The organism is Glycomyces luteolus, from assembly GCF_027622875.1.
Lineage (GTDB): Bacteria > Actinomycetota > Actinomycetes > Mycobacteriales > Micromonosporaceae > Glycomyces > Glycomyces luteolus.
Map to the genome: position 1 here is coordinate 1 of NZ_JAPZVP010000013.1, position 21,935 is coordinate 21,935.

The 21,935-nt window shown below is 69.3% G+C and carries 21 protein-coding genes, 1 tRNA gene and 1 pseudogene; 10 read left to right on the forward strand and 13 right to left on the reverse strand.

Annotated elements, in window-relative coordinates; genetic code table 11:
• Nucleotides 1-146: 146 nt before the first annotated feature.
• The 4 genes from O1R50_RS16340 to O1R50_RS16355 all read right to left on the reverse strand — a co-directional run bounded on the left by O1R50_RS16340 (nt 147) and on the right by O1R50_RS16355 (nt 2,282).
• Complete coding sequence (locus O1R50_RS16340; RefSeq protein ID WP_270111179.1) at nt 147-635, reverse strand: GNAT family N-acetyltransferase; 489 nt, start codon at nt 633-635, stop codon at nt 147-149.
• A 95-nt stretch (nt 636-730) separates the two neighbouring features.
• On the reverse strand, nt 731-907 hold the full coding sequence (locus tag O1R50_RS16345; RefSeq protein WP_270111180.1) for a hypothetical protein: 177 nt from the start codon (nt 905-907) through the stop codon (nt 731-733).
• 143 nt (nt 908-1,050) lie between these two features.
• Nucleotides 1,051-1,533 carry an NUDIX domain-containing protein gene (locus tag O1R50_RS16350; protein WP_270111181.1) on the reverse strand — a complete coding sequence of 161 codons (483 nt, stop codon included), beginning with the start codon at nt 1,531-1,533 and terminating at the stop codon, nt 1,051-1,053.
• A gap of 47 nt (nt 1,534-1,580) precedes the next feature.
• A complete protein-coding gene (locus O1R50_RS16355) occupies nt 1,581-2,282 on the reverse strand; it encodes a transposase family protein (protein ID WP_270111183.1) in 702 nt (233 codons plus the stop codon).
• 624 nt (nt 2,283-2,906) lie between these two features.
• On the opposite strand from O1R50_RS16355, the gene O1R50_RS16360 reads away from it, so the two are divergent.
• Together O1R50_RS16360 and O1R50_RS16365 are read left to right on the forward strand one after the other, a co-directional pair.
• Complete coding sequence (locus O1R50_RS16360) at nt 2,907-4,157, forward strand: chromosomal replication initiator protein DnaA (RefSeq protein ID WP_270111184.1); 1,251 nt, start codon at nt 2,907-2,909, stop codon at nt 4,155-4,157.
• Complete coding sequence (locus O1R50_RS16365; RefSeq protein WP_270111185.1) at nt 4,157-4,531, forward strand: hypothetical protein; 375 nt, start codon at nt 4,157-4,159, stop codon at nt 4,529-4,531. The genes O1R50_RS16360 and O1R50_RS16365 overlap by 1 nt, the downstream gene beginning before the upstream one ends.
• 5 nt (nt 4,532-4,536) lie before the next feature.
• On the opposite strand, the gene O1R50_RS16370 is transcribed toward O1R50_RS16365, so the two are convergent.
• On the reverse strand, nt 4,537-5,097 hold the full coding sequence (locus tag O1R50_RS16370; protein WP_270111186.1) for a hypothetical protein: 561 nt from the start codon (nt 5,095-5,097) through the stop codon (nt 4,537-4,539).
• Nucleotides 5,098-5,106: 9 nt separating this feature from the next.
• Nucleotides 5,107-5,553, reverse strand: coding sequence for a GNAT family N-acetyltransferase (locus O1R50_RS16375; protein ID WP_270111187.1), 447 nt, complete (start codon nt 5,551-5,553; stop codon nt 5,107-5,109).
• A 239-nt stretch (nt 5,554-5,792) separates the two neighbouring features.
• Between O1R50_RS16375 and O1R50_RS16380 the strand changes: the two genes are divergently transcribed.
• Both O1R50_RS16380 and O1R50_RS16385 read left to right on the forward strand, forming a co-directional pair.
• On the forward strand, nt 5,793-6,794 hold the full coding sequence (locus O1R50_RS16380; protein ID WP_270111188.1) for a heavy-metal-associated domain-containing protein: 1,002 nt from the start codon (nt 5,793-5,795) through the stop codon (nt 6,792-6,794).
• A 27-nt stretch (nt 6,795-6,821) separates the two neighbouring features.
• Nucleotides 6,822-9,089: a heavy metal translocating P-type ATPase gene (locus O1R50_RS16385; RefSeq protein WP_270111189.1), complete on the forward strand. Its 2,268-nt coding sequence runs from the start codon at nt 6,822-6,824 to the stop codon at nt 9,087-9,089.
• Between the two features lie 198 nt (nt 9,090-9,287).
• Here O1R50_RS16385 and O1R50_RS16390 read toward each other — a convergent pair whose 3' ends face one another.
• Nucleotides 9,288-10,892 carry an MMPL family transporter gene (locus O1R50_RS16390; RefSeq protein WP_333490269.1) on the reverse strand — a complete coding sequence of 535 codons (1,605 nt, stop codon included), beginning with the start codon at nt 10,890-10,892 and terminating at the stop codon, nt 9,288-9,290.
• A 16-nt stretch (nt 10,893-10,908) separates the two neighbouring features.
• Complete coding sequence (locus tag O1R50_RS16395; RefSeq protein WP_270111190.1) at nt 10,909-11,601, reverse strand: haloacid dehalogenase type II; 693 nt, start codon at nt 11,599-11,601, stop codon at nt 10,909-10,911.
• 167 nt (nt 11,602-11,768) lie between these two features.
• Here O1R50_RS16395 and O1R50_RS16400 point away from each other — a divergent pair, with 167 nt between their 5' ends.
• Nucleotides 11,769-12,167, forward strand: coding sequence for a nuclear transport factor 2 family protein (locus O1R50_RS16400; RefSeq protein WP_270111192.1), 399 nt, complete (start codon nt 11,769-11,771; stop codon nt 12,165-12,167).
• Nucleotides 12,168-12,203: 36 nt separating this feature from the next.
• On the opposite strand, the gene cutA is transcribed toward O1R50_RS16400, so the two are convergent.
• On the reverse strand, nt 12,204-12,539 hold the full coding sequence (gene cutA / locus O1R50_RS16405; RefSeq protein WP_270111194.1) for a divalent-cation tolerance protein CutA: 336 nt from the start codon (nt 12,537-12,539) through the stop codon (nt 12,204-12,206).
• A 74-nt stretch (nt 12,540-12,613) separates the two neighbouring features.
• Here cutA and O1R50_RS16410 point away from each other — a divergent pair.
• Nucleotides 12,614-13,915 (forward strand): annotated as a pseudogene (locus O1R50_RS16410) (replication-associated recombination protein A); the annotation flags it as partial.
• Between the two features lie 3 nt (nt 13,916-13,918).
• On the opposite strand, the gene O1R50_RS26390 reads toward O1R50_RS16410, so the two are convergent.
• Both O1R50_RS26390 and O1R50_RS16415 read right to left on the reverse strand, forming a co-directional pair.
• On the reverse strand, nt 13,919-14,311 hold the full coding sequence (locus O1R50_RS26390) for a GNAT family N-acetyltransferase (protein WP_408612723.1): 393 nt from the start codon (nt 14,309-14,311) through the stop codon (nt 13,919-13,921).
• Nucleotides 14,312-14,328: 17 nt separating this feature from the next.
• Nucleotides 14,329-15,591 carry a glycoside hydrolase gene (locus O1R50_RS16415; RefSeq protein WP_270111196.1) on the reverse strand — a complete coding sequence of 421 codons (1,263 nt, stop codon included), beginning with the start codon at nt 15,589-15,591 and terminating at the stop codon, nt 14,329-14,331.
• Between the two features lie 207 nt (nt 15,592-15,798).
• On the opposite strand from O1R50_RS16415, the gene O1R50_RS16420 reads away from it, so the two are divergent.
• On the forward strand, nt 15,799-16,572 hold the full coding sequence (locus O1R50_RS16420; RefSeq protein WP_270111197.1) for an NAD(P)-binding domain-containing protein: 774 nt from the start codon (nt 15,799-15,801) through the stop codon (nt 16,570-16,572).
• 129 nt (nt 16,573-16,701) lie between these two features.
• Nucleotides 16,702-17,541, forward strand: coding sequence for a DUF4097 family beta strand repeat-containing protein (locus O1R50_RS16425; RefSeq protein WP_270111198.1), 840 nt, complete (start codon nt 16,702-16,704; stop codon nt 17,539-17,541).
• 15 nt (nt 17,542-17,556) lie between these two features.
• On the opposite strand, the gene O1R50_RS16430 is transcribed toward O1R50_RS16425, so the two are convergent.
• Complete coding sequence (locus tag O1R50_RS16430; protein WP_270111200.1) at nt 17,557-20,670, reverse strand: BTAD domain-containing putative transcriptional regulator; 3,114 nt, start codon at nt 20,668-20,670, stop codon at nt 17,557-17,559.
• Between the two features lie 237 nt (nt 20,671-20,907).
• Between O1R50_RS16430 and O1R50_RS16435 the strand changes: the two genes are divergently transcribed.
• Together O1R50_RS16435 and O1R50_RS16440 are read left to right on the forward strand one after the other, a co-directional pair.
• The gene (locus tag O1R50_RS16435) at nt 20,908-21,459 is read left to right on the forward strand and encodes an RNA polymerase sigma factor (protein ID WP_270111201.1); all 552 of its coding nucleotides are present in this window, start codon (nt 20,908-20,910) and stop codon (nt 21,457-21,459) included.
• A complete protein-coding gene (locus O1R50_RS16440) occupies nt 21,449-21,700 on the forward strand; it encodes a hypothetical protein (protein ID WP_270111202.1) in 252 nt (83 codons plus the stop codon). Before O1R50_RS16435 ends, O1R50_RS16440 begins: the two co-directional genes overlap by 11 nt.
• 50 nt (nt 21,701-21,750) lie before the next feature.
• Here O1R50_RS16440 and O1R50_RS16445 read toward each other — a convergent pair.
• Nucleotides 21,751-21,823, reverse strand: a tRNA-Ala gene (locus O1R50_RS16445).
• Nucleotides 21,824-21,935 lie beyond the last annotated feature (112 nt).

Genomic DNA, 21,935 nt, shown 5'->3' on the forward strand with positions numbered 1-21,935 from the left:
GGCTTGCCCCGGCTCAGCAGCGGAAGTAGTCGCAAACTCCTGTGGCACAACCAAGATGATGAACCATCCACCTCACGCTGCCTCCAAACACCCTGCAGCGCATACCAAGAAGGTTAAAACGCAAGCTAAGAACGTATTTCAAGTTGTCAGTCGTGGATGAGGTGTTGTTCCAGTAGCTCGTCGCTGACCGCATACCCGTGGCGCCGGTAGAGGGGATCGCTGCGTTCCGATGGCCAGACGATCATGGCGCATAGCGGTACTTTCCTGGCGTGGTCGTTGACCGCTTCCAGCAGACTGGCGCCAACGCCTCGACCGCGATGCTGTTGTACGACAAAGAAGTTGGTGACGTATCCGATCGGTGCATCGATACCGGTGGGTGACGGCATCCGTTCAACGACCGAAACGAAGACATGACCGATGATTTGGTCGGCCGTCTCGGCGACCCACGCCATCCAGGTATCGGCGAGCCGGGTGCGCAGCCATGCCTCGCAGTTGGAGAGGAACGCCTGCTGCGCTCCGGCCTCCGGTGCCACCGGCTCCTCTTCGAGTTTGAATTCCCACCGCAGCCGAGCCAGTTCGACCGCATCAGCGCCGGTAGCCGGGCGAATCGTGATCACGGGTGTCGTGTCCTCCATCGCCTGAATGTAGCAATCGGGAGGTGGGTCGGGCCAGGGAATTCCCGCTTGGAATCGTGTTAGCAGGTCCGAATGACGTTGTGCGCCAAGCGCCTTCAGCAGATCAGCGATGCCGCGCGCTTGGGGAAGCCCTCAAGCAGGTCCAGACAACGTTCCCATCGGACAGCGAGGCGCTTGAACTGGTGGAGGTGGGCAATGGCTTGTTCGACCACCCACCGGATGGTCAGGGCTTTCTCAAGTTCCTGAAGGGTGTGGTTGGTGGTGGATGTCAAGGATCGGGAGGGTTCGGAACGCGGTCATGGCCCGCATGGTTCAGACAACGCCCATCGCCCTCGCCTGCGAGGGCGGCTTCGCGGGCGAAGAAGGCGCGAGCCGAGCCTGGGTTCGAGGGCTCGCTGCAACTGTGCGATGCGGTCTAGCCTGACGTTGTGGCCCATGCTGCGATCACGTCGTCGAGCGCGGCGATCGCGAGTGCCGACTCGCTCAGCGGCTTCCTCCAGACGAATGCCTGTAGCTCCTCGCTGGCTTGTGCCTGCGGGTCGGCGACGCGCGTGAAGTAGACCGCCCCAAGCTCCTCACGTTGCGGTTTGGTCAGGGTGAACCTCGCATAGCCGACCAGATCGAGAGTCTCGACCCTGATTGCTGTTTCCTCTTCGAGTTCACGTTTCGCGGCTGCAAGGAACGATTCGCCGTCCTCGACAATGCCGCCGGGGAGTTCGTATTCTCGCCGCCAGCGATTCAGACCGAACAGTACTTCGTCGGTCGACATGTCGGTGAGGACGACGAGCGCGAGCGGGCAAGGCGTGTGCCTGGCGGCATCTTCGAGTTGTTCCCTGGTCGCGGAGGTCAAATCGATCAGTGCGTTGCCGTGAGAGTCAGTCGCCAGGGGAGAGGTCATGAGCAAACGCTATCAGGACTTGGTCAAGCCCCGCCCGAGCAGGGCAACTAGGGGAAGTTGCGCTCGATAAGCGCGATTTCCGTCGCACTGAGCTGCGTATTCTTTCGTAGCGCCCCCGCAATGTAGCTGATGCCCAGGATCGGTAGGGCTCGCTCGGGTTCCTCACCGATTGCCCTGGTGGTCTTGGCGATGTTGGTCGCGCCGAGGATCTTGAGGGCGCCGGTGGCGAGGTTGCGGAAAGCGGCCATGGCGCGCGGAGCCGTTCCGGCGTGGACGGTGGAGCTGTCCTCACCGAATGTGACATCGCGGATGTGGTGCGAGGAGTTTTCGATACCCCACTGGCCGCGGACGAAAGCGGCGAGGTGCTCGGGCGTGGCCTGGTGGGCGTCGCCCGGCGGCGGATCGGCGGTGTTGGTCGGCCAGGTAGGCGCCGATCGCGGTGTCGAGCGCGTCGCCGTCGAGGCGTTCGAGGACGCGGCCGATGGACGCGGTCGAGGCGAGCGGCGCCAGCGGAGCAGGTGACGTCGGATGCCGATCGCTTCGAGCAGGTCGGTCCGGGCGCGCTGTCCCCATTCGGCGAGTTCGTCGATGCTCTTGGCGCCCGAGACGACCGCGCAGGCGCAGATGAGCAGGATCGCGGTCAGGGAGTACCACTGGCCCCGCCGCGACCTGGGGTCGGGCACCGAGTCGAGGTAAGGGCGCAGGTCTGCGATCCGGTCGGCGTCGAGCGGACCCAGCCTGGTGAGCACGGCAGGGACCTGTGAGGATGTATCGGCAGGCACGGGATGCTTTCGAGATCATCGGGCGTAAGACACCACAATGATCGCCAGTTCCGTGCCTGTACTGCTATGCAGCCCAACCTGTCTCAACCCGACAGCTCACCCCAACCCCGGGACTTGAAACCACCCTGCCGGATGGCGCCAAGACCGATGATCTTCTTGCGACTCCGTTGCGGGATGATCGGCTCGATCCGAGGTCCGTGGCCTGGCGGTCCTGCCGCAGTCTCCCGTGCATGTTGGCTTTCGCGAGTTCATCGATCAATCGGGTTGAGCCTGCCACAGGCTGCCGCGCACTCTAAGGGCGACGACCGTCACAGTCCGGATCGTGTTGCGGGGCAAGCAAAGCGAAAAAATGAGGGCTCGCGTCTAGACGGTGTTGTTGACAATGCGCGCAGTCATCGCTCATCATGCAGTAACCGCAATTGGCGATCTGCCCAGTGCGACAAGGGTTTACGTCGTCACCCGAATGGGTTACGTCGCAGGCCGCATGCAACGCAACAAATCCATAGTGCAAGATTTCCATCAGTCGCCCGGTGGCTTCGTAGCTACCAACTCCTGACCACCGGGCGACCTAACACAGGAAAGAGAACTTTCGTGTCGTGGACGACGATACGCCATTCCGGCGTACCTGAAAACACCGAAACGGCTACCTGGCGGATCGGCGAGAAGCCGTACGACCCGCTCGACCCGGGCCCGTACGGCACGCCCGGCTGGCAGCCCGACCCGCGCCGGGGCCGCAGGCGCCGAGGCGAACTGCCGGACCCGCAGCCCGAAGAGCGGTGGAACGAGCGCGTGCCGTCCGAGTGGCGCAGCGATCCCTTCGATTCCCCACCCGTTGAGCGGCACAGTGCGCTCCTCAATTTCCCGCCCACGGAGCGGCGGAGCGAGCCGCCAGGACGCGGCTGGTTCGAGTCGCCGGATCGCGGCCGAACCCCTGCGCACGAGGGCGACCGAGCGCAGCCGCCGGGCGGCTCTTGGTTCCAGCCGCCTCGATCGCACCCTCAATCCGAAGAACCGCATGATTTCTCGCCTCTGCGCGAAGCCGCGTACCGCGACTTCCTCCGCGACTCCGAGGAGCTGCACCGCGCGCACCTCGAACCGCCGGAACCGAACCAGATCCTCGTCTACCTGCGCTGGTACCTCCAGATCGTGGTGGCGATCCTGTACTGGCGCGTCGTTCCGTTCCCGGAACCCCCGTCGCGCTGCCGACGCTCCCGCGCCGCTTGCGAACTGCGCCAATCAACTCGATACGTCGGTCGAGCGGCCGTGGTCACTCGACCGGTGGTCGATCCGATCGGGATGGCCCCGTTCACGGCCGATCCGAACCCGGTCGCGGAGACCGCAACGCAGCATCTGATCCTGGCGCAACCGGTCGAGCCGCCGATCCAGATCGAATGGCGCACCGCTGCACGCCCGCAAGTCCGACCCGCCCAGGAACGACGTGCTGATCCGCCACGTTCGCGACCACCGGTCCGCTCGCGTCAGGCGATCCGGCCGCATTCGGTCATGGCCCCGCGCAACGCCGCCCACAGCCGCCGCCGCGCCGACACGCGCCGGATCTTCCTCCACACCTACGGCATGACCCGCGACCAGAACCTCCGAAACCTCACGTGGCCAAGGGGAAGCTGGGAGGACTTCACTCCCTCCGACGCCTACACCAACCCGCGCCGAGGCGCGATCCAGCGACGCCGCAACCACCGGCCTCGCAGCCTCGCCCTCGCCCGCTCGTTCCCGAGCACGATCCCGGTCGTCCCGGTCGGCGCGACGAGCCGTCCGGCCCCGGTCGGTCCGACCACTCGTCTGGTCCCGGCCAGCGCGACCCCGTTCCCGGGCGGAGACCTCTGATGAGCCGGCTCCGCAACGCGCCCTTGGAAGTCCGCCGCGCCTACCAGCGCGCTCTTGCCGCACTCCCCGCGAAGTCCACAGTGGTGTTTCCGCCCAGGCTCGACGCGCTCACCACTGTGGGTGGGGTGATGATCGACGACCGAGCCCTCGTCTTCGGCGTACACGGCGGGCATCCGCGCCTGTGGATCACCACCGACTCGCCTGAAGGGCCCAACCTCCTCGGGCACTTCAGCGGACTCGTCAACGAAGCGCCCGACCTCTGGATCTGCGATCACGAGGCCTGGCCGTGGGTCCTGAGCGGCGACATCGCGGCGCAGATCGAAGTGGCGGCCGAGCGCGCCTGGCGCGACTGCATCCGCAACTGCGACGGCTGAAACGGCTAGACCTGAGCCTGCGCGGTCATTGCAAGATGACCGGCTAGAGGCGCGTCGTCCCAGATCTGCGCTTCGATGTAGCGCTCGGGGCCGCCGGCCCCGTCGGCGTTCCACTCCTGTGGCAGGCCGTGTTCCTCGATGACCGCACGGATCTCATCGAGGGTGTAGACCTGCCCCCAGTACGGCCGCTGACCGGCCAGGCGCATGGCGGGGAACAGGTCGCCGTAGGTGAAGCTGATCGCCGCCGGATCGAACCTGTCGAGGCCGATGGTCAGCTCCTGCCCTCGGCGGTACCAGTCCAAGAGCCACGGGCAGGCCCCGAGGGTCATGTAGTGCGGCCGCTCCCTGACCGGGCGGCCGCCCTTGTCGGCGAACAACGCTCGCGCGCGTTGCTCGAGTCCTCGCCGAATGCTCAGGTAATCGGGCGAACGCTGACTTGCGAAGACGTCGCCGCGTTCACGAAGTCGCTGCTGGACCGCCTCGGCCTCCGCTGCGGGCAGGTCGGACAGGTTCCGGAAGGGGCCCAGGTCACGCTCGTAGTAGTGATGCAGATCCAGCCGTCCCACCGCTTCTCCTCACGCCAGCCGCGACGGGATCGTAGCGGCGGGGACGGCCGGTTCGACCAGGCGGAACATCCCGGTCATGTCGCCCTGCGCGAATCCGTGCCGCCGGTACAGCGGGATGGCGCCGTCGGTCGCGAAGAGGCCGACGAAGGCCGTAGACGGCGCGGTGCTCGCCACATGGTCCAGCAGGCGTTGCACCAGCGCCGTCCCAATGCCCGCTCCCTGGTATTCGGGCAGGACGGCGAGGTCCTGGACATAGAAATACTTGACGCCGTCCCCGACCAGGCGGCCCATGCCCACGGCATGCCCGCCCTGCAGAGCGACCGCGCCCGCGAGGGACCGATCCAGGGATGCGGGCAGCGTGTCCCAGTCGAACGCCTCGGCCCATCCGACCGCTTCGGCGATTCGGCGGTGTTCTGCCGCGGTCGGCAGCCGGTCGAGGAGGAGCGCGTCGGTCACGCAACCGATTGTGGGACCTGAGTGGCAGATGGGTCAAGCGGGTTGCCCGCGTGAGCACGATGCGGCCTGGAAGGCGGCGTTTGCCGTGCACCGCAACCGGCGCACCGGTCGATGTCCTTCTGGGAGCCCTGTCTCGTATCTCACGTCTCGGTCACCGGCTTGACTCATATACCCCTAGGGGGTATAAATTCTAGTCATGCGGATACCCTAAGGGGGTATCATCTGATCGGGAGGGTCTTATGAACACCGGTACACGCCTCGGCCTCTACGGCGGCGGCCTCGCGGTGCTGTTCGCAGCCGCGTTCGGCACGGCCGCCGCCGTCATGCCCGACGACGCCGCCGACGACTGGAACGACCGGTCCGCAGACGGCGGCCACGACGGCGGCCACGACGGCGGTCACGGCAGCGGCGACGGCGAAGCCGTCCCCGTGCGAGGCCTCTCCATCGAGCAGGACGGCTACCTCCTCAGCGAGGTCAGCGCCCCGACCGCGATCGGCGCGGCGGGCGAGCTCGCATTCCAGATCACCGGCGCGGACGGCAAGCCGCTCACCGACTACACCGTCTCCCACGAGAAGGAACTCCACCTCATCGTGGTCCGCGCCGACGGCACCCACTTCCGCCACGTGCACCCCGAACTCGGCGCCGACGGCACCTGGTCGCTGCCCTGGACCTGGGACGCGGCCGGTTCGTACCGCGTCTACGCCGACTTCGTCCCCGAGGACGGCGAGGACCTCACCCTGACCCGCACGGTCGAGGTCGCGGGCGAATACGGTCCCGAGATCGCCACCGAGCCCTCGCTGGTCTCCGAGGTCGACGGGTTCACCGTGACGCTCGAGGGCGACCTGAGCGCCGGTGCCTCGTCCGAGGTCACGGCCTCAGTGACCCGCGACGGGCAGCCCGTCCACGAGCTGGAGCCCTACCTCGGCGCGTTCGGTCACCTTGTGGCCCTTCGCGAAGGCGACCTCGCCTACCTCCACGTCCACCCCGAGGGCGAAGAGCCGCAGGCGGGCGACCTGAGCGGACCCGACGTCACCTTCGCGATCGAGGTGCCGACCGATGGCCGGTACTTCCTGTACTTCGACTTCCAGGTCGCGGGCCAGGTGCACAGCGCCGCGTTCGTGGTCGACACCGCTGAAGGCACGACCGCCGACGAATCCGACCCCAGCGCCGGAACGACCGAAGCGCCGACCGAGGAACCGTCCGAATCCGCCGAGCACGGCACCGACGGCCACGGCCACTGATCCCGAACGAGAGAGGAAGGACGACCAATGAGCACTGCACTGCCCCCCGGGCCGGTCGACCGCATTGAACTCGAGATCGGCGGGATGACCTGCGCGTCTTGCGCGATGCGGATCGAGAAGAAGCTCAACAAGGTCGAAGGCGTCAGCGCCTCCGTCAACTACGCCACCGAGAAGGCCCGCATCGAAGCCCCCGCGGGCATCGACCCGGCCGAGCTCATCGCGGTCGTCGAGAAGACCGGCTACACCGCCGCGCTCCCGGCCCCGCCCGAGCCCGAGACCTCGGACGCCGACGAAGACGACAAGCCCGACCCCGAACTGACCGGCCTGCGCCAGCGGCTCATCGGATCGGTCGTGCTCTCGGTGCCCGTCATCGCGATGGCGATGGCCCCGGCGCTCCAGTTCGAGTACTGGCAGTGGGCGTCGCTCGCGCTCGCCTCCCCCGTGGTCCTGTGGGCGGCCTGGCCGTTCCACAAGGCGGCCTGGACGAACCTCCGCCACGGATCAGCCACTATGGACACGCTCGTGTCGGTCGGCACCCTCGCCGCCTACGTCTGGTCGCTGTACGCCCTGTTCCTCGGCACCGCCGGAACGCCGGGCATGACCCACCCGTTCACGTTCAGCGTCGCCCCCAGCGACGGCGCCGGGAACATCTACCTCGAGGTGGCCGCCGGCGTCACCATGTTCATCCTGGCCGGACGCTACTTCGAGAAGCGCTCGAAGCGGCAGGCGGGCGCGGCGCTGCGGGCGCTGCTCCACATGGGCGCCAAGGAAGTCGCGGTCTTGCGCGGCGGCGTCGAAACGCGGATTCCGATCGCGCAGCTGGCCGTGGGCGACGAGTTCGTGGTGCGACCCGGCGAGAAGATCGCGACCGACGGCGAGATCGTCACCGGCACTTCGGCCGTCGACGCCTCGATGCTCACGGGCGAATCCGTGCCCGTCGAAGTCGGTGTCGGCGACTCGGTCACGGGTGCCACGGTCAACGCCGGCGGGCGACTCGTCGTTCGGGCCACCGCGATCGGCAGCGACACGCAGCTCGCGCAGATGGCGAGACTGGTCGAGGACGCGCAGTCCGGCAAGGCCGAGGTGCAGCGGCTGGCCGACCGGGTGGCCGGGATCTTCGTCCCGATCGTCATCGCGATCGCGGTTGCGACCCTTGGGTTCTGGCTCGGTGCCGGGTTCCCGACCGCCGCCGCGTTCACGGCCGCCGTGGCGGTGCTCATCATCGCCTGCCCCTGCGCCCTCGGGCTCGCGACGCCGACCGCGCTGCTGGTCGGGACCGGGCGCGGCGCGCAGATGGGCGTGCTCATCAAGGGGCCGGAGATCCTGGAGTCCACCCGGCGCGTCGACACGATCGTGCTCGACAAGACCGGGACCGTGACCAGCGGCAAGATGACCCTCGTCGAGGTCGTGCCCGCGGACGGAGTGGAGCGCGAGGAGCTCCTGCGCCTCGCCGGCGCTCTGGAGCACGCATCGGAACACCCTGTGGCGCAGGCGATCGCGAAGGCCGCCGCCGCTGAAGGCGCGCTTCCTGAGGTCGAGGACTTCAAGAGCATCGAAGGCAAGGGCGTGCAAGGCGTCGTGGACGGCCACCTCGCGGTGGTCGGGCGCGAAACGCTCCTCGCGGACTGGACCCTCGAACTGAGTGCCGCACTGGCCGAAGCGAAAGCGGCCGCCGAGTCCGAAGGCAAGACCGCCGTCGCGGTCGGCTGGGACGGCGAGGCGCGCGGCGTGCTCATCGTGGCCGACACGGTGAAGCCCACCAGCGCCGAAGCCGTGGCGCAGTTCAAGGCCCTGGGCCTCACCCCGGTGCTGCTCACGGGCGACAACAAGGTCGTGGCCGAGCGGATCGCCGCCGAGGTCGGCATCGACGAGGTGATCGCCGAAGTCATGCCGCAGGACAAGGTCGAGCAGGTCGCTCGGCTGCAGGCCGAAGGCCGGGTCGTGGCGATGGTCGGCGACGGCGTGAACGACGCGGCCGCGCTCGCCAAGGCCGACCTCGGTCTCGCGATGGGTACGGGTACGGACGTGGCGATCGAAGCCGCCGATCTGACACTGGTGCGCGGCGACCTGCGGGCCGCTGCGGACGCGATCCGCTTGTCGCGCAGGACGCTCGGCACGATCAAGGGCAACCTGTTCTGGGCGTTCGCCTACAACGTGGCGGCGATCCCGCTCGCGGCGCTCGGGCTGCTGAACCCGATGCTGGCGGGCGCGGCGATGGCGTTCTCGAGCGTGTTCGTGGTCGGCAACAGCCTCCGGCTGCGCTCCTTCAAGAGCACCGCGAAGACGCCTGGGTAGCAGTAGGAACCGCGCGGGGCCCCCCCGCCCGGGGGGGGGGGGGGGGCCCGGGGGGGGCCGGGGGGGGGGGCCCCCCCCCGCGGCGGGGGGGGGGGGGGCCCCGGGGGGGGCCCCCCCCGGCGCGCCCCCGCCCCCGCCCCCCCCGCCCCCCCCCGCGGGCCCCCCCCCCCCCCCGCCCCGCGTTCTCCGATGGGCGGGCTACCGCCGCGCCGAGTCCAGGAGTTCGGCACCGGCGGGCGCCACCGCCGGGCCGTTCGCCTGCCAGCGCATCGGCCACCAGCCGCGGCGTTCGACCAGGCTCATGAGGGCGGGTAGGAGCATGATCCGCACGACCACGGCGTCCAGGAGCACGCCGAGAGCGAGGGCGAAGCCGAGCTGCTTCATCTCGATCCGGTCGGTGAAGATGAAGGCCACGAACACGGACATCATGATCACGGCTGCGCTGGTCACCACGCTCGCCGAGGAGATGATGCCCTCCCGGATCGCTGCTCGCGGCGTGAGGCCGCGCTTCGCCGCCTCCTTGATGCGGCTCATCACGAACAGCTGGTAGTCGAGCGAGAGTCCGTAGAGGATCGCGAAGACCATCAGCGGGGTGCGGGAGCCGAGGAACCCGGGCGATTCGAAGGCGAGCAGGCCTTCGGCCCAGGTGCCCTGGAAGACCAGGACCAGTGCGCCCCAGGCGGTGAGGCTCGAGAGCAGGTTCAGGATCGTGCTCAAGGCCGCCATGATCCAGGACTTGAAGGTGAGGAACATGATGAGCAAGGTCGCCAGGAGCACGAAACCGAGGACGACGAGCAGCCGCGAGGACTGCAGGTCCGAGAAGTCGGCGGCGTAGGCGGGCTCGCCGGAGACGGCGTAGGTGGCGCCGTCGATCTGTCCGACGGTGTCCGGGAGCAGTTCGTCGCGCAGCAGGTTCAGGGACTCCGCGGCGCGGGGGTCGCTGGTGGGGTAGTGGATCGGGAGTTCGAGCGCCACTGCCGAGCCGTCTGGCGACGCGCGGATCCGGGGGTGGTCGGTCTCGGCGAACAGGTCGCTGTCCCGGGTGCGCGCTTCCAGTTCGGTGACGGCGGCGGCGAGTTCGTCCGCTTGGGAGGGTTCGACCTCGGCGACCGCCATGTGGAAGACGCCTTCGGCGGGGAACGCCTCGGTCATCGCCTCGTAGGCGGCGATGGTCTGGAGCGAGTCGGGGAAGGTCTCCTTGCCTTCGACGCTGAGTTTCATGCCCAGGGCGGGCGCGGAGAGACCGATGAGGACTGTCAGGCCGATGATGGAGGTCGCGACCGGGTGTTTCATGGACGGGCGCAGCATCGCCGACCACACTCGGCTCTCGCTCCGAGGCTGCTTGCGGCGCATGAGCTTGCCGCCGTCGATGCGGCGGCCGATCTTCGCGAGCAGGGCAGGAAGCACCGTGAGGGAGCTGATCATGGCGATGGCGACCACGACGATGCAGGCGGTGGCGATGGAGGAGAAGACCACGTCGCCGACCAGGTAGAGCCCGGCGAGTGAGGCGATCACCGCGATGCCGGCGGTCAGGACGGTGCGCCCGGCGGTCGCGGCGGCGGCCTCGATGGAGGCGGCGACGCTCAGGGTTCCGCCGGTGCGCAGGCGTTCTTCGCGGATCCGCTTGAGGTAGAACAGCGAGTAGTCGACGCCGACGGCCATGCCGATCATCGTCAGGACGCTGACGACCGCGCCGCCGGCGTTGGGGAAGAAGTACGAGCTCAAGGCGTACACGCCCATCGAGGCGATGATCGAGGTGATCGCCAGCAGCAGCGGGTGCAGGCCCCACCAGGCGAGTGCGATCTCGCCGGTTCCCGGGTTACTGCGGGACGATCGCGGCGGTCAAGGCAGCTAGGCCGTCGAAGTGGCCGTCGAATGTATCCGTGTCCTTCGGCGGGTCGCCGACGGAGCGGCCGATGTAGGCCGTTCGCATCCCGACCGCTTGGGCCCCGCGGAGATCCCAAGCGTGGGCGGCCACCATCAGCACCCGTTCGGGCTCGCAAGCGGCCGCGTCGAGTGCCAGCCGGTAGACCTCCGGGGCGGGCTTGTAGGCCCCGGCCCACTCGGTCGACAGCGCCTGATGGAACCGCAGTCCCGCGAAGGCGTTGAGCCGCAAGAGGGCAGCGCGGCTCGCGTTCGACAGTCCGATCGTCGGGAAGTGCCACGAGAGCCGTTCGATACCGGCGACCGAGTCCTCCCAAGGCGCGAGGCGCTGACCGGCCGTCGCCAGTCTCGCGATGTCCGCCGGGTCGTCGATCCCCGCCCGTTCGGCCACGGCCCACGCCGCCTCGGCGTCGATGACCTCGGTGTTCGCGTACTCGCGCTCGCCCCGTGCGATGCGCGCCTGCTCGTCCTCGACGTGCCGCTGCCACAAGGCGACCAGCTCGTCGACCGCGATCGGCTCGGCCTCCGGCAGCGCCTCGCGGATCGCCGCGGCGATCCCGTCCGGTTCGTCGACCAACGTGCCGAGCACGTCGAAGACGACCACTTCGATATCGCGAATCTCGGTCATGACTCCCCCATCAGCGTCCGAGCTGCCGATCCTGCCATCGACCCCGCCGCCGGTCAATACCGCGCGCGGCCGCGGAAACGAGTTACAAATACCGGATTCGCCGGTGTCCCCGCGGGGGCGCCGGTGAGGATGGACGACTCGGCACCGCACATTCGAGGGAGCACACGATGACCGAATCCACCGCAGCCGTCGCCCAGCTGTACATCGACGCCATGGCCTCCGGCGAGCCCAGTGCGCTCGCCGCCCTGTTCGCCGACGACCTCGTCTGGCACCAGCCGGGCCGCAACCGGTTCTCCGGCGACAAGCACGGCGGCGGCGCCGTCGGCGAGATGATCGGGGCCATGATGGGCGTCAGCGGCGGCACCTTCGCGCTCGCGCCGAACGGCGCGCCGATGATCAACGGCGACCTCGCGGCACTCCCGATCCGCTTCTCCGGCAAGCGGGACGGCGCGGAAATGTCGATGGACGGCGTCGATCTGCTGCGGGTCGCGAACGGGAAGGTCGCCGAGGTGTGGCTGTTCTCGGCCGACCAGATCGCCGAGGACGTCTTCTGGGGCCAGGGCTAGCGAACTCGAAGGGTGCGGCCGATCGCGGTCGCGCCCTTACGCGTCCTCGTCCGGGTCCTTCGTCGATTCGACGACCCAGGCCCGGTAGTCCGGGTTGGCCTGCGTGATCAGGGTCGCGAGCACGCACGGCACGTCGTACGGGTGCTCCCTGCGCACGATCCGGATGATCTCGGGGACCAGCGACTGGCGCGTGTGCAGCATGACCCGGGCCTCCGGCTCATCGTGCATCCGCCCCTCCCACCGGTAGATCGAGCGGATCTCAGCGAGGTTCTGCCCGCAGGCGGCCAGCCGCTCCTCCACCAGCTTCCGTGTGAACTCGCGGAGCCAGCCCGCGTCGGGGCCGGTGATCACTACCTCGCAGATCGCGTGCACGCTGCGCCTCCTTCAAGCCCGTGCATCCTCTCACGTTCACCCGCGAAGTCGTACCCCGGCGATACGGTGGGGGCATGAACGAACCGGCGCCAGCGCTGCCACTGTTCGGCGACGAACCGCCCCGGCCGCTCGCCGACCGGTTGCGTCCGCGCACGCTCGCCGAGGTCGTCGGCCAGGACCACCTGCTGGCCCCCGGCGCGCCGCTCGGCCGCATGGTCGGGCGCGGCAAACCGGTCTCCACGATCCTGTGGGGCCCGCCCGGGTGCGGCAAGACCACGATCGCGCGGCTGCTCGCCGAGGAGACCGACCTCGCGTTCGAACCGCTCTCGGCCGTGTTCTCCGGCGTCGCCGATCTGCGGAAGGTCTTCGCGGCCGCCCGCCAGCGGCGCGAGATGGGGCAGGGCACGCTCCTGTTCGTCGACGAGATCCACCGGTTCAACCGCGCCCAGCAGGACGGCTTCCTGCCGTACGTCGAGGACGGCACGGTCATCCTCGTCGGCGCGACCACCGAGAACCCCAGTTTCGAGCTCAACGGCGCGCTGCTCTCGCGATGCCAGGTGTTCGTGCTCCACCGGCTCGACACCGCCGCGCTCGAGACGCTCCTCGTCCGCGCCGAGAAGGAAGTGCGGCCCGTGCCGCTCGACGACCAGGCGCGGGGCTCGCTCATCGCGATGGCCGACGGCGACGGCCGGTACCTGCTCAACATGGTCGAGCAGCTGCAGGACCTCCCCGAGGGCACACCGCCGCTCGACACCGCCCAGCTCGCCGAGCGGATCCAGAAGCGGGCGCCGCTCTACGACAAAACCCAGGAGAGCCACTACAACCTCATCTCGGCCCTGCACAAGTCGATGCGCGGCTCCGACCCGGACGCGGCCCTGTACTGGCTCGCGCGGATGCTCGACGGCGGCGAGGACCCGCTGTTCATCGCGCGCCGCATCGTGCGGTTCGCGAACGAGGACATAGGGATCGCCGATCCGCAGGCCGTGCAGCAGGCGCTCGCCGCGTGGGACGTGTACGAGCGGCTCGGTTCGCCCGAAGGGGAGCTGGCGATCGCCCAGGCCGTCGTCTACCTGGCGACCGCGCCGAAGTCGATCGCGGTGTACCGGGGTTTCGGGGAGGCGGTGCGCAGCGCGAAGCAGACCGGTTCGCTCGCTCCCCCGGCGCACATCCTCAACGCGCCCACCAGGTTGATGAAGGACATCGGCTACGGCAAGGGCTACCAGTACGACCCGGACACGGCCGAGGGCTTCTCCGGCGCGGACTACTTCCCGGAGGACATGGACCGCGAGCGCTTCTACCGGCCCACCAGGAACGGCTACGAAGCGCGCGTCGGCGAACGGCTCGAGCGCTGGGCCGAGCTGCGCGCCGAGCGGCAGGGGTTAGGTCTCCTCGCCCAGGTGGATCGCCTTCTCGTGCAGCATGTCGGCGTGCTCGGGGTGGCGCTCGATGAATCCGGCGATGAACGGGTCCGCGGGCTCGATCCGTTTGCCGGCCCGGCGTGCCGCCTCGAACGCGAACTTCGCCAGCTGCGTGCCGATGCCGTGGTTCTGGAGCTCGTCGGGGACCACGGTGCGGGCGAGCAGGGTCGTATCGTCGTGGTGGCGGTACTCGGTGTAGCCGACGAGTTCGCCGTCGATCCGCGCCTCGTAGCGGCTCCGTTCGGGCGCGTCGGTCACATGGACGGTGAGGCGCTGCTTGACGGCCATGGGTCCTCCTTCGGGTGGGCGGGCGCCCGCGGGGGCGCCCGCTTCGAGAAGGTGGAGTACCCGCATCGGCCGGGTTCTCAACGTCAGTTGATGACGAACGTCCGGATGCTGCGGGCGGGGAGTTGCGCGCCGAACGAGCCGTTCGTCATGGTGGGGGAGGAGTAGGCGGCGAGGGTGTTGCTCGCGTCGGTGAGCCAGGTCGAGACGGTGGCGTTGCCGCCGCCCTGCACGGTGAACGGGAAGTAGGCGGCGGCGGTGTTCTTGTTGATGGCGACGATGACGATGCGGGCGCCGCTCTTGAACGCGGTGATGTAGACGTTCGCCTGTGGGTTCGCGGTCGCGGTGATGCGCTGGTAGCCGGGTCGCACCCACTTGGAGAAGTGCGCCATGTTCGCGCCGCGCTTGGAGATCTGGCCGTCTTCGCGCATGGGGCCGTAGCTGCGGCGGATGTACCACCACACGTAGGTCTGGAAGCGGCCGTAGACGAGTGCGCGGTGGATGTGCTCGCCGGTGTCGAGGGCGCCGGGCCAGAGGTCGGCCGAGTCGGAGCTGTTGGGGTGGTAGACCTCGGTCATCCAGAGTTCCTTGCCGCCGCCCTTCTGCTGGAACAGCGGGTAGGGGAAGTCGGCGTTCTGGGTGCCGTAGAGGTGGGCGCCGATGATGTCGACGTTGCCGAGGGCCTGGGGGTCGTTGAGGATCGGGTCGGACATGTTCTTGCGGTACTGGAACGATTCGGGCGCGATGACGCGGGTGCCGATCGATCCGGCGTTCTCGCGGCAGAACCTGAGCATCTCCTGCGGGGTCCAGGCGGTCCAGTCGTGCGCGTAGTCGGGTTCGTTCTGGACGGAGATGCCGTAGAGGTCGACGCCGTTGCTCGCCATGAACTGGTCGAAGTCGTTGAGGTGCTGGACGTAGTCGTCGTACATGTCGTAGCGGAGGCGCTTGCCGCCCGAGAAGGTCTCGGTCATGTGCGCGGGCGGGTTCCAGGGGGAGGCGAAGACCTTGGCGCCCAGGGCGACAGCGCGCTGGGCGGTGGCGACTTCGCGGCTCCAGTTGGCGCGGTCCTCGTGGACGGGGATGCGGAGGATGGAGAAGCCGAGCTGGCCGCTGCCGTTGCCGAACGCGGTGTCGCGCTGGGCGGCGGTGAGGTCGGCGATCCAGACGCTGTGGTTCATGCCGCCGAACCCTTGGATGGTCTGCTGCACGGTCCCGGGTTCGACGGTGATGGTCGTCTGGGCGGCGGCCGGGGTGGCGGCGGCGAGTACCGGGAGCGCCGCGCCCGCGGTGATGAGGGACCGCCGTTTCAGCTTGGCCTTCGCGGTCGCGGGTTCGTTCGGATGACGCATCGTTGCTCCTCCTGATTGCGAGAATCTCCGAAACTTTCGGAGATACCGTTTGCCAATATCAGGATAATTTTGACAAGTCGTAGTGTCAATCCCTGCTCAAGCACTAATTTTCATTGACATACTTCAATGATGAGTGCCGAAAATTTCGGACCCTCGTCGTTCGCGCCCCGGTGCACTAGCCTCAAACCCGACGACAAGGAGCACCCAGTGGAACGCATCGGATTCATCGGCACAGGCGAGATCAGCAAGGCCATGGTGGAAGGACTCTGCGACGGCGCCGAGACCCCGCCGGGCATCGACCTCTCCCCGCGAGGAGCCGCCACCGCCGCCGAACTGGCCGCCGCATACCCGAACGTCACGGTCCGGACCGGCAACCAGGAGGTCGCCGACCACGCCGACATCGTGGTCCTCGCCGTCCGCCGCGCCGACCGCCGCGAAGCCCTCACCGGACTCCGCATCGGCGCCGACAAGACCGTCATCAACGTGATCCCCGGTGTGCCGCACGAGGAACTGCGCGAACTCCTCGACACCGACGCCGACCTCGTCTCGGCCATCCCCCTGCCCACCGTGCGCGAACGCAAATCCGTCACCGTCACCTACCCGGCCCACCCGGTGGCCGACGCGCTCTTCGACCGGCTCGGCGGCGCCCAGCCCGTCGCCGACCTCACCGCCTACAACGTGTGCTCCTCGCTCTCGAGCACCATCAGCACCCACTACGCCTACCTCGCCGCCCTCACCGACTGGGCCGCCCGCCACGGCCTCCCCACCGAAGCCGCCGACCGCTACCTCCGCAGCCTCTACCAGGGCGTCGGCCGATCCCTCGCCGACGAGACCCGCACCCTCCACCGCCTCGCCGCCGAACACGAGACCCCCGGCGGCAGCAACGAGCGCGTCCGCACCACCTGGTTCGACGAGACGAACACCGACGCCCTCGGCGCGACCCTCGACGGACTCCTCGCCGACCTCGAGAAACCGGAGTGAAAAAGGCGCAGCAACCAGGCGACTGACACGCGTCAGGGGCGACGACAGGCACAAGCAAGCCCGGTGACAGCACGGCGGCCCATTGTTACGGCATCAAGCCAGCAAGGCCACACCGAAAGAGGCACCGACATGCACACCTTCAACACCCCCGCGCCGATCACCGCCGCCGTCGACATCATCCTCGGCGACATCCGCTTCACCGCCGCCGACCGCACCGACACCGCCGTCCAGGTCGAACCGATCGACCCGACCCGCGAACTCGACATCGAAGCCGCCGACAAGGTCAACGTCGAATTCGAAGCCGGCAAACTCCGCGTCTGGCACCCCAAGCTCCGCACCGCCTTCACCCGCAAATTCGGCTCCGTCCGCATCACCGTGGCACTCCCCGCCGGATCCGACGTGCAAGGCGACACCGCCGACGGCGAATACGTCGTGCGCGGCCGGATCGGCTCCTGCAACCTCAAGAACGCCATCGGCGACATCAAGGTCGCCGACACCGCCGAGGTGAAGCTCAAGACCACCGGCGGCCGCGTCCACGTCGAACAGGTCCGCGGCAACGCCGAGGTCAGCGGCAGCGGCGACATCCGACTCCACCGCATCGGCGGCGACGCCGCCGTCAAGAACATCGGCGGCAACACCTGGATCGGCGAAGCCGAAGGCGACCTGCGCGTCAACGCCGCCAACGGCCCCATCACCATCGACACCGCCCGCGCCGCCGTCGAAGCCAAGACCTCCATCGGCGACATCACCATCGGCATGATCGGCACCGGCCCCGTCGAACTCACCACCGCCATCGGCAGACTGCAGGTCGGCGTCCCCCAGGACACCGCCGTCGAACTCGACGCCCGCAGCGCCACCGGCCGCGTCATCGACCACGTCGCCGTCCCCGGCACCCCCAAGGCCACCGTCAAAGTGCGCGTCCGCACCAGCGGCGGCGACATCACCGTCAAGGAGGCGCAGGCGAGCTAACGGCCTTGCGACCCTTCACGAACCGAGAACGGCCTCCACCAACTCATTCCAGTCCTGTTCCCTGCCGACGCCAGCCGCCTCGCCGAACGCCGCTTCGCCGAGGCGGTTCCGCGTGTCCTCCGCGATCCGCACCGCGTCGAACAGCGTCAGATCCACCGCCCCGCGCACCACGTCCGCCGCCGCCAGCAGCCGCACGGCCTCCACGTCCTTCCCCTGCCGCACCGCCAGATCCGCGATCCCGATCAGCGCCTGCGCGATCATCGGCGGATACGACAGGCCCACACCCGCCGCGAGCGCCTCCCGCCGCAGACCCCTCGCCCGGTCCAGGTCATCGGTGAGATAACCGCTGAAGTCCAGCACCGCGAACTGGATCCCGACCCCGTCATCGGCCGGGCGGGCCGCCACCGTCGACACCAGGTCGCGAGCCTCGTCCAGGTCCCCGCGCCAGCGCGCCAAGTGCGCCTTCGCGAACGTCAGCTCCGCGATCGTGCCCGGCCAGGAGATCCCGGCCGCGAGCGCTTCCGCCTGAGCGAGCGCCGATGCGCTGGCGCGCTCGTCGCCGTGCAGCCAGTACAGCTGGGCCTGGCGTGCCCGCGCGCTGATCACCTCTTCGGTGGAGCCGAGTTCGGCGAGCGCCGCGGCCGCTTCGTCGATCTGCTTGCAGGCCTTGGCGAACTCGCCGCGCGCGGCCGTCCGCTCGGCCAGGAAGCTGATGGCCGAGGAGACGCCCCAGCGGTCGCCGATGGCGCGGAACTCGGTGAGGGCCAGCTCCACATCACTGTCCACATCGGTCTCGTCGCTGCCGAGGACGAGCCGCAGGCGGCCGCGGGCGAGCCGCGCTTGCGCGCGCACCCAGGGGTCGGTGCCGGCCACGAGCGGGTCGAACGCGGCGAGGAAGTCCTTGGGGGCCTCCAGCATCCGCGCGAGCGGGGCGATGAAGGCGAGCATCTGGTGGCGGGAGCTGCTGCGCTCGGCCGCCGCGTTCGCGGTCTGGATCCACTCCTGCGCCTGGTACTGGTCGCCGCCGTACCCGGAGGTGAGGAACATGGCGACGATGGTGCCGCTCACGGCCCGGATGTCGTCAGGCACTTCGCCTTCGAGGGACCCGGCGGCGATGGCAAGCTCGGTGCCCTCGGCGCGGTGCCCGCTGAGGTACCAGTACCAGCCCGCGGCGCCGACGAGCCGCATCGCCTCGGCGGCCCAGCCGTCGCCGATCGCGGTGCGCAGCGCCGCGTTGATGTTGTCGTGCTCGGTTTCGAGCGCGGAGAGCCAGGTCAGCTGGTCGCTGCCGCGCAGGTGCGCGTCGGCGGCCTCGGTGAGTTCGGTGACGTAGGCGAGGTGCGCGCGGCGGGCGGCGGCCGGGTCGCCGTCCTCGGTGAGGCGCTGGGCCGCGTACTCGCGGATGGTGTTGAGCATCCGGTAGCGCGGCTCGCCATCGCCGTCGGCGCGCAGGAGCGATTTCTCGGTGAGGGCGGTCAGCAGGTCGAGGGCGTATTCGCCATCGGGGCAGACCCGTTCGGCCGCTTCAAGGCTCACACCGCCGGTGAAGACGGAGAGGCGGCGCAGGAGTTCGCGTTCGGTCTCGCTGAGGAGGTCCCAGCTCCAGTCGACGACCGCGCGGAGGGTGCGGTGATGGGCCATCGCGGTGCGGCTGCCGCCGGTGAGGAGCTGGAAGCGGTCGTCGATGCGGTCGGCAAGCTGGGCGACGGACATGGTGCGCAGGCGGGCCGCGGCGAGTTCGATCGCGAGCGGCATCCCGTCGAGCGCCCGGCAGATGCGAGCCATAGTGGACAATGTGGCCTCGTCGCCGCCGATGTTGCGGCGCACGGCCTCGGCACGGTCGCGGAGCAGCCGCACGGCGGGGGAGGCGGCGGCCTCCTGCGCGCTCGCGCCCTCGGCGGGCAGCGCGAGCGGCTCGACCTGCCACAGCGCCTCGCCGGTGATGCCGAGCGGCTCACGGCTGGTCGCGATGATGCGCAGGCTCCGGGATTCGCCGAGGAGCCGGTCGGTGAACGCCGAGACCTCCTCGATCACGTGCTCGCAGTTGTCGAGGACGAGCAGCATCACGCGGTCGCGGATCGCGGCCACGAGCCGCTCCGTCGCGTCCCCGCCCGCCGCGCCCTGCTGGTCGCGCAGGCCGATCGCGGTCAGGACCGCTTGCGCCAGTTCGCTTTCGGCGTCGAGCGTTGCCAGCTCGACGAGCCACGCCCCGTCCGGCAGGTCGCCGAGCATCGACCGCGCGGTCTCGACCGCGAGCCGGGTCTTGCCCGCGCCGCCTTCGCCGTGGAGCGTGACGAGGCGGTGCCGGGACGCCAGGTCGGCGACGGCGGCGACGTCGTCCTCCTTGCCCACGAACGCGGTCAGCTCCGCGCGCAGGTTGGTGCGGCGGTTCTCGGTGCGGCCGCCGATCTCGCCGCGCAGCAGCGCGATGTTCAGGGCCGAGAGCTCCGCCGAGGGGTCCACGCCGAGTTCCTCGCCCAGCCGCTCAGCGAGCTGCTGGTAGGCGGTCAGGGCCTCTGCGCCGCGCCCGGCCTCGGCGAGCGCCCGCATCAGGGCCGCCACGAAGCCCTCCCGCATCGGGTACTTCGCGACCAGGTCGGTCAGCTCGGTGACGAGGTCCGCGCCGCGCCCCAGGCGCACCTCCGCGTCCACCCGGTCGCCCAGCACCGAGACGTACCGCTCGTTCAGACCCACGACCACGGCGTCGAACGCCTTGCTGCCCAACAGGGAGATGCCCTCCATGGCGGTGCCGCGCCACAGGCCCAAGGCCTCGCGCAGCAGCTCGGCCTTCTCGGCGTCCTCCGCGTTGCGGGCCTTCGCGACCATGGCCTCGAAGCGGCTCACGTCCACCGCATCGGGCTCCACGGCGAGCAGGTACCCGCCGGCTTTCGACTCGACCGCGCCCTTCGGCAGGGCCTTGCGCAGGCGGGACACCAAGACCTGCAAGGCGTTCGCCTCATCGGAGGGCGGCTCCTCGCCCCAGATCCAGTCGACCAGCCGCGTCCGCGGCACGATCCGGCCCGGCTCCAGCGCCAGCGCCGCGAGCAGCGCCCGCGAGCGCGCACCGGGGACCTCGAGGGTCTCGTCGCCTACGTGCACATGGAACGCGCCGAGCAATCCGATTCTCACCGCCTCATCTTGCCGCACCCGCGCCCATTGATACAACGTCGCTACATTCGAACCGATCGCGAGAAAGACCGGCCCGGAGCGAATCCTTTGCGCCGATGCCCGCCTCTCTTATCCGTCCGGTCAGATGGGCCGGTCCAGAGATGGAGGTCGACATGGTCATCGGTATCGCAATCGGGGTCCTGGTGCTGCTCATGGGCATGTGCAGCATCGTGGTGCTGCGGAGGAGGGCGAGAGCGCGTGGCTGAGACGAGTTGGCCGGGCGAGGCGCTGATCGCCGCCGCGCAGGACGGGGACAGCCGGGCGATCACCGCGCTCGTCTCGGGCTCGCACCCGCACGTGCGGCGGTTCGCGCATTCGCTCTGCACCACACCGCAGGACGCGGAGGACGCGGCGCAGGAGGCGCTCATCATCCTGTACCGCAAGATCGGGATGCTGCGCGCCACCGGGGCGCTCGCGGCGTGGATGTTCCGCATCGTGCGCAACGAATGCGTGCGCCGCGCCCGGCTCGCCCTGCGCCACCGCGGCCCGCTCCCCGAGCGGGCCGCACCGTCGGCCGAGGAGGAGGCGCTGCAGCTCCTGGAGGCCGGGATCGTCGCCGACGTGATCGCCTCCCTGCCCTCCGAGCAGCGCCGGGTGCTCATCATGCGCGACGTCCAGGGCTGCAGCGGCCGCATGACCGCCGACGCCCTCGGTATCAGCACGGCCGCCATGAAGTCGCGGCTGCACCGCGCCCGCGCTGCGGTCCAGGAAGGCCTGCACCGCACCGAGGGGGACTGCCATGGCGGGTAGCGGGAGCTTCGCGAGCGAGTCCGTGCCGCGCCACCTCATCCGCGGCGTGCTCGGCTTCGGCGCCATGATCGCCGCGGTAGCGCTGCTGCCGGTGTTCGGCTGGCCGGCCCTGGCCCTCATCGCGGTCGGCATGCTCGCCCTGCGCGGCTGCCCGGTCTGCTGGATCCTCGGCCTGATCGAGACGGTCTCCCGGGGCCGCCTCCAACGCGAATGCGCCGACGGCGCCTGCCGACTGCGCTAGCCCCCGGGCACGAGAAAGGCGGCCATCGCATGATGGCCGCCTTCTTCATGTGGAGCCTAGGAGAATCGAACTCCTAACCCCCTGCTTGCAAAGCAGGTGCTCTGCCAATTGAGCTAAGGCCCCTCGGTCAGTCGCGCGGACTGAACCCTACGAGACTGGACCTCTCCAAGTATCGCCGTAGCGCTTACTGCCACAGCGAGGATACCCGGATCGCAGTGAACTGGCTAACGCGATT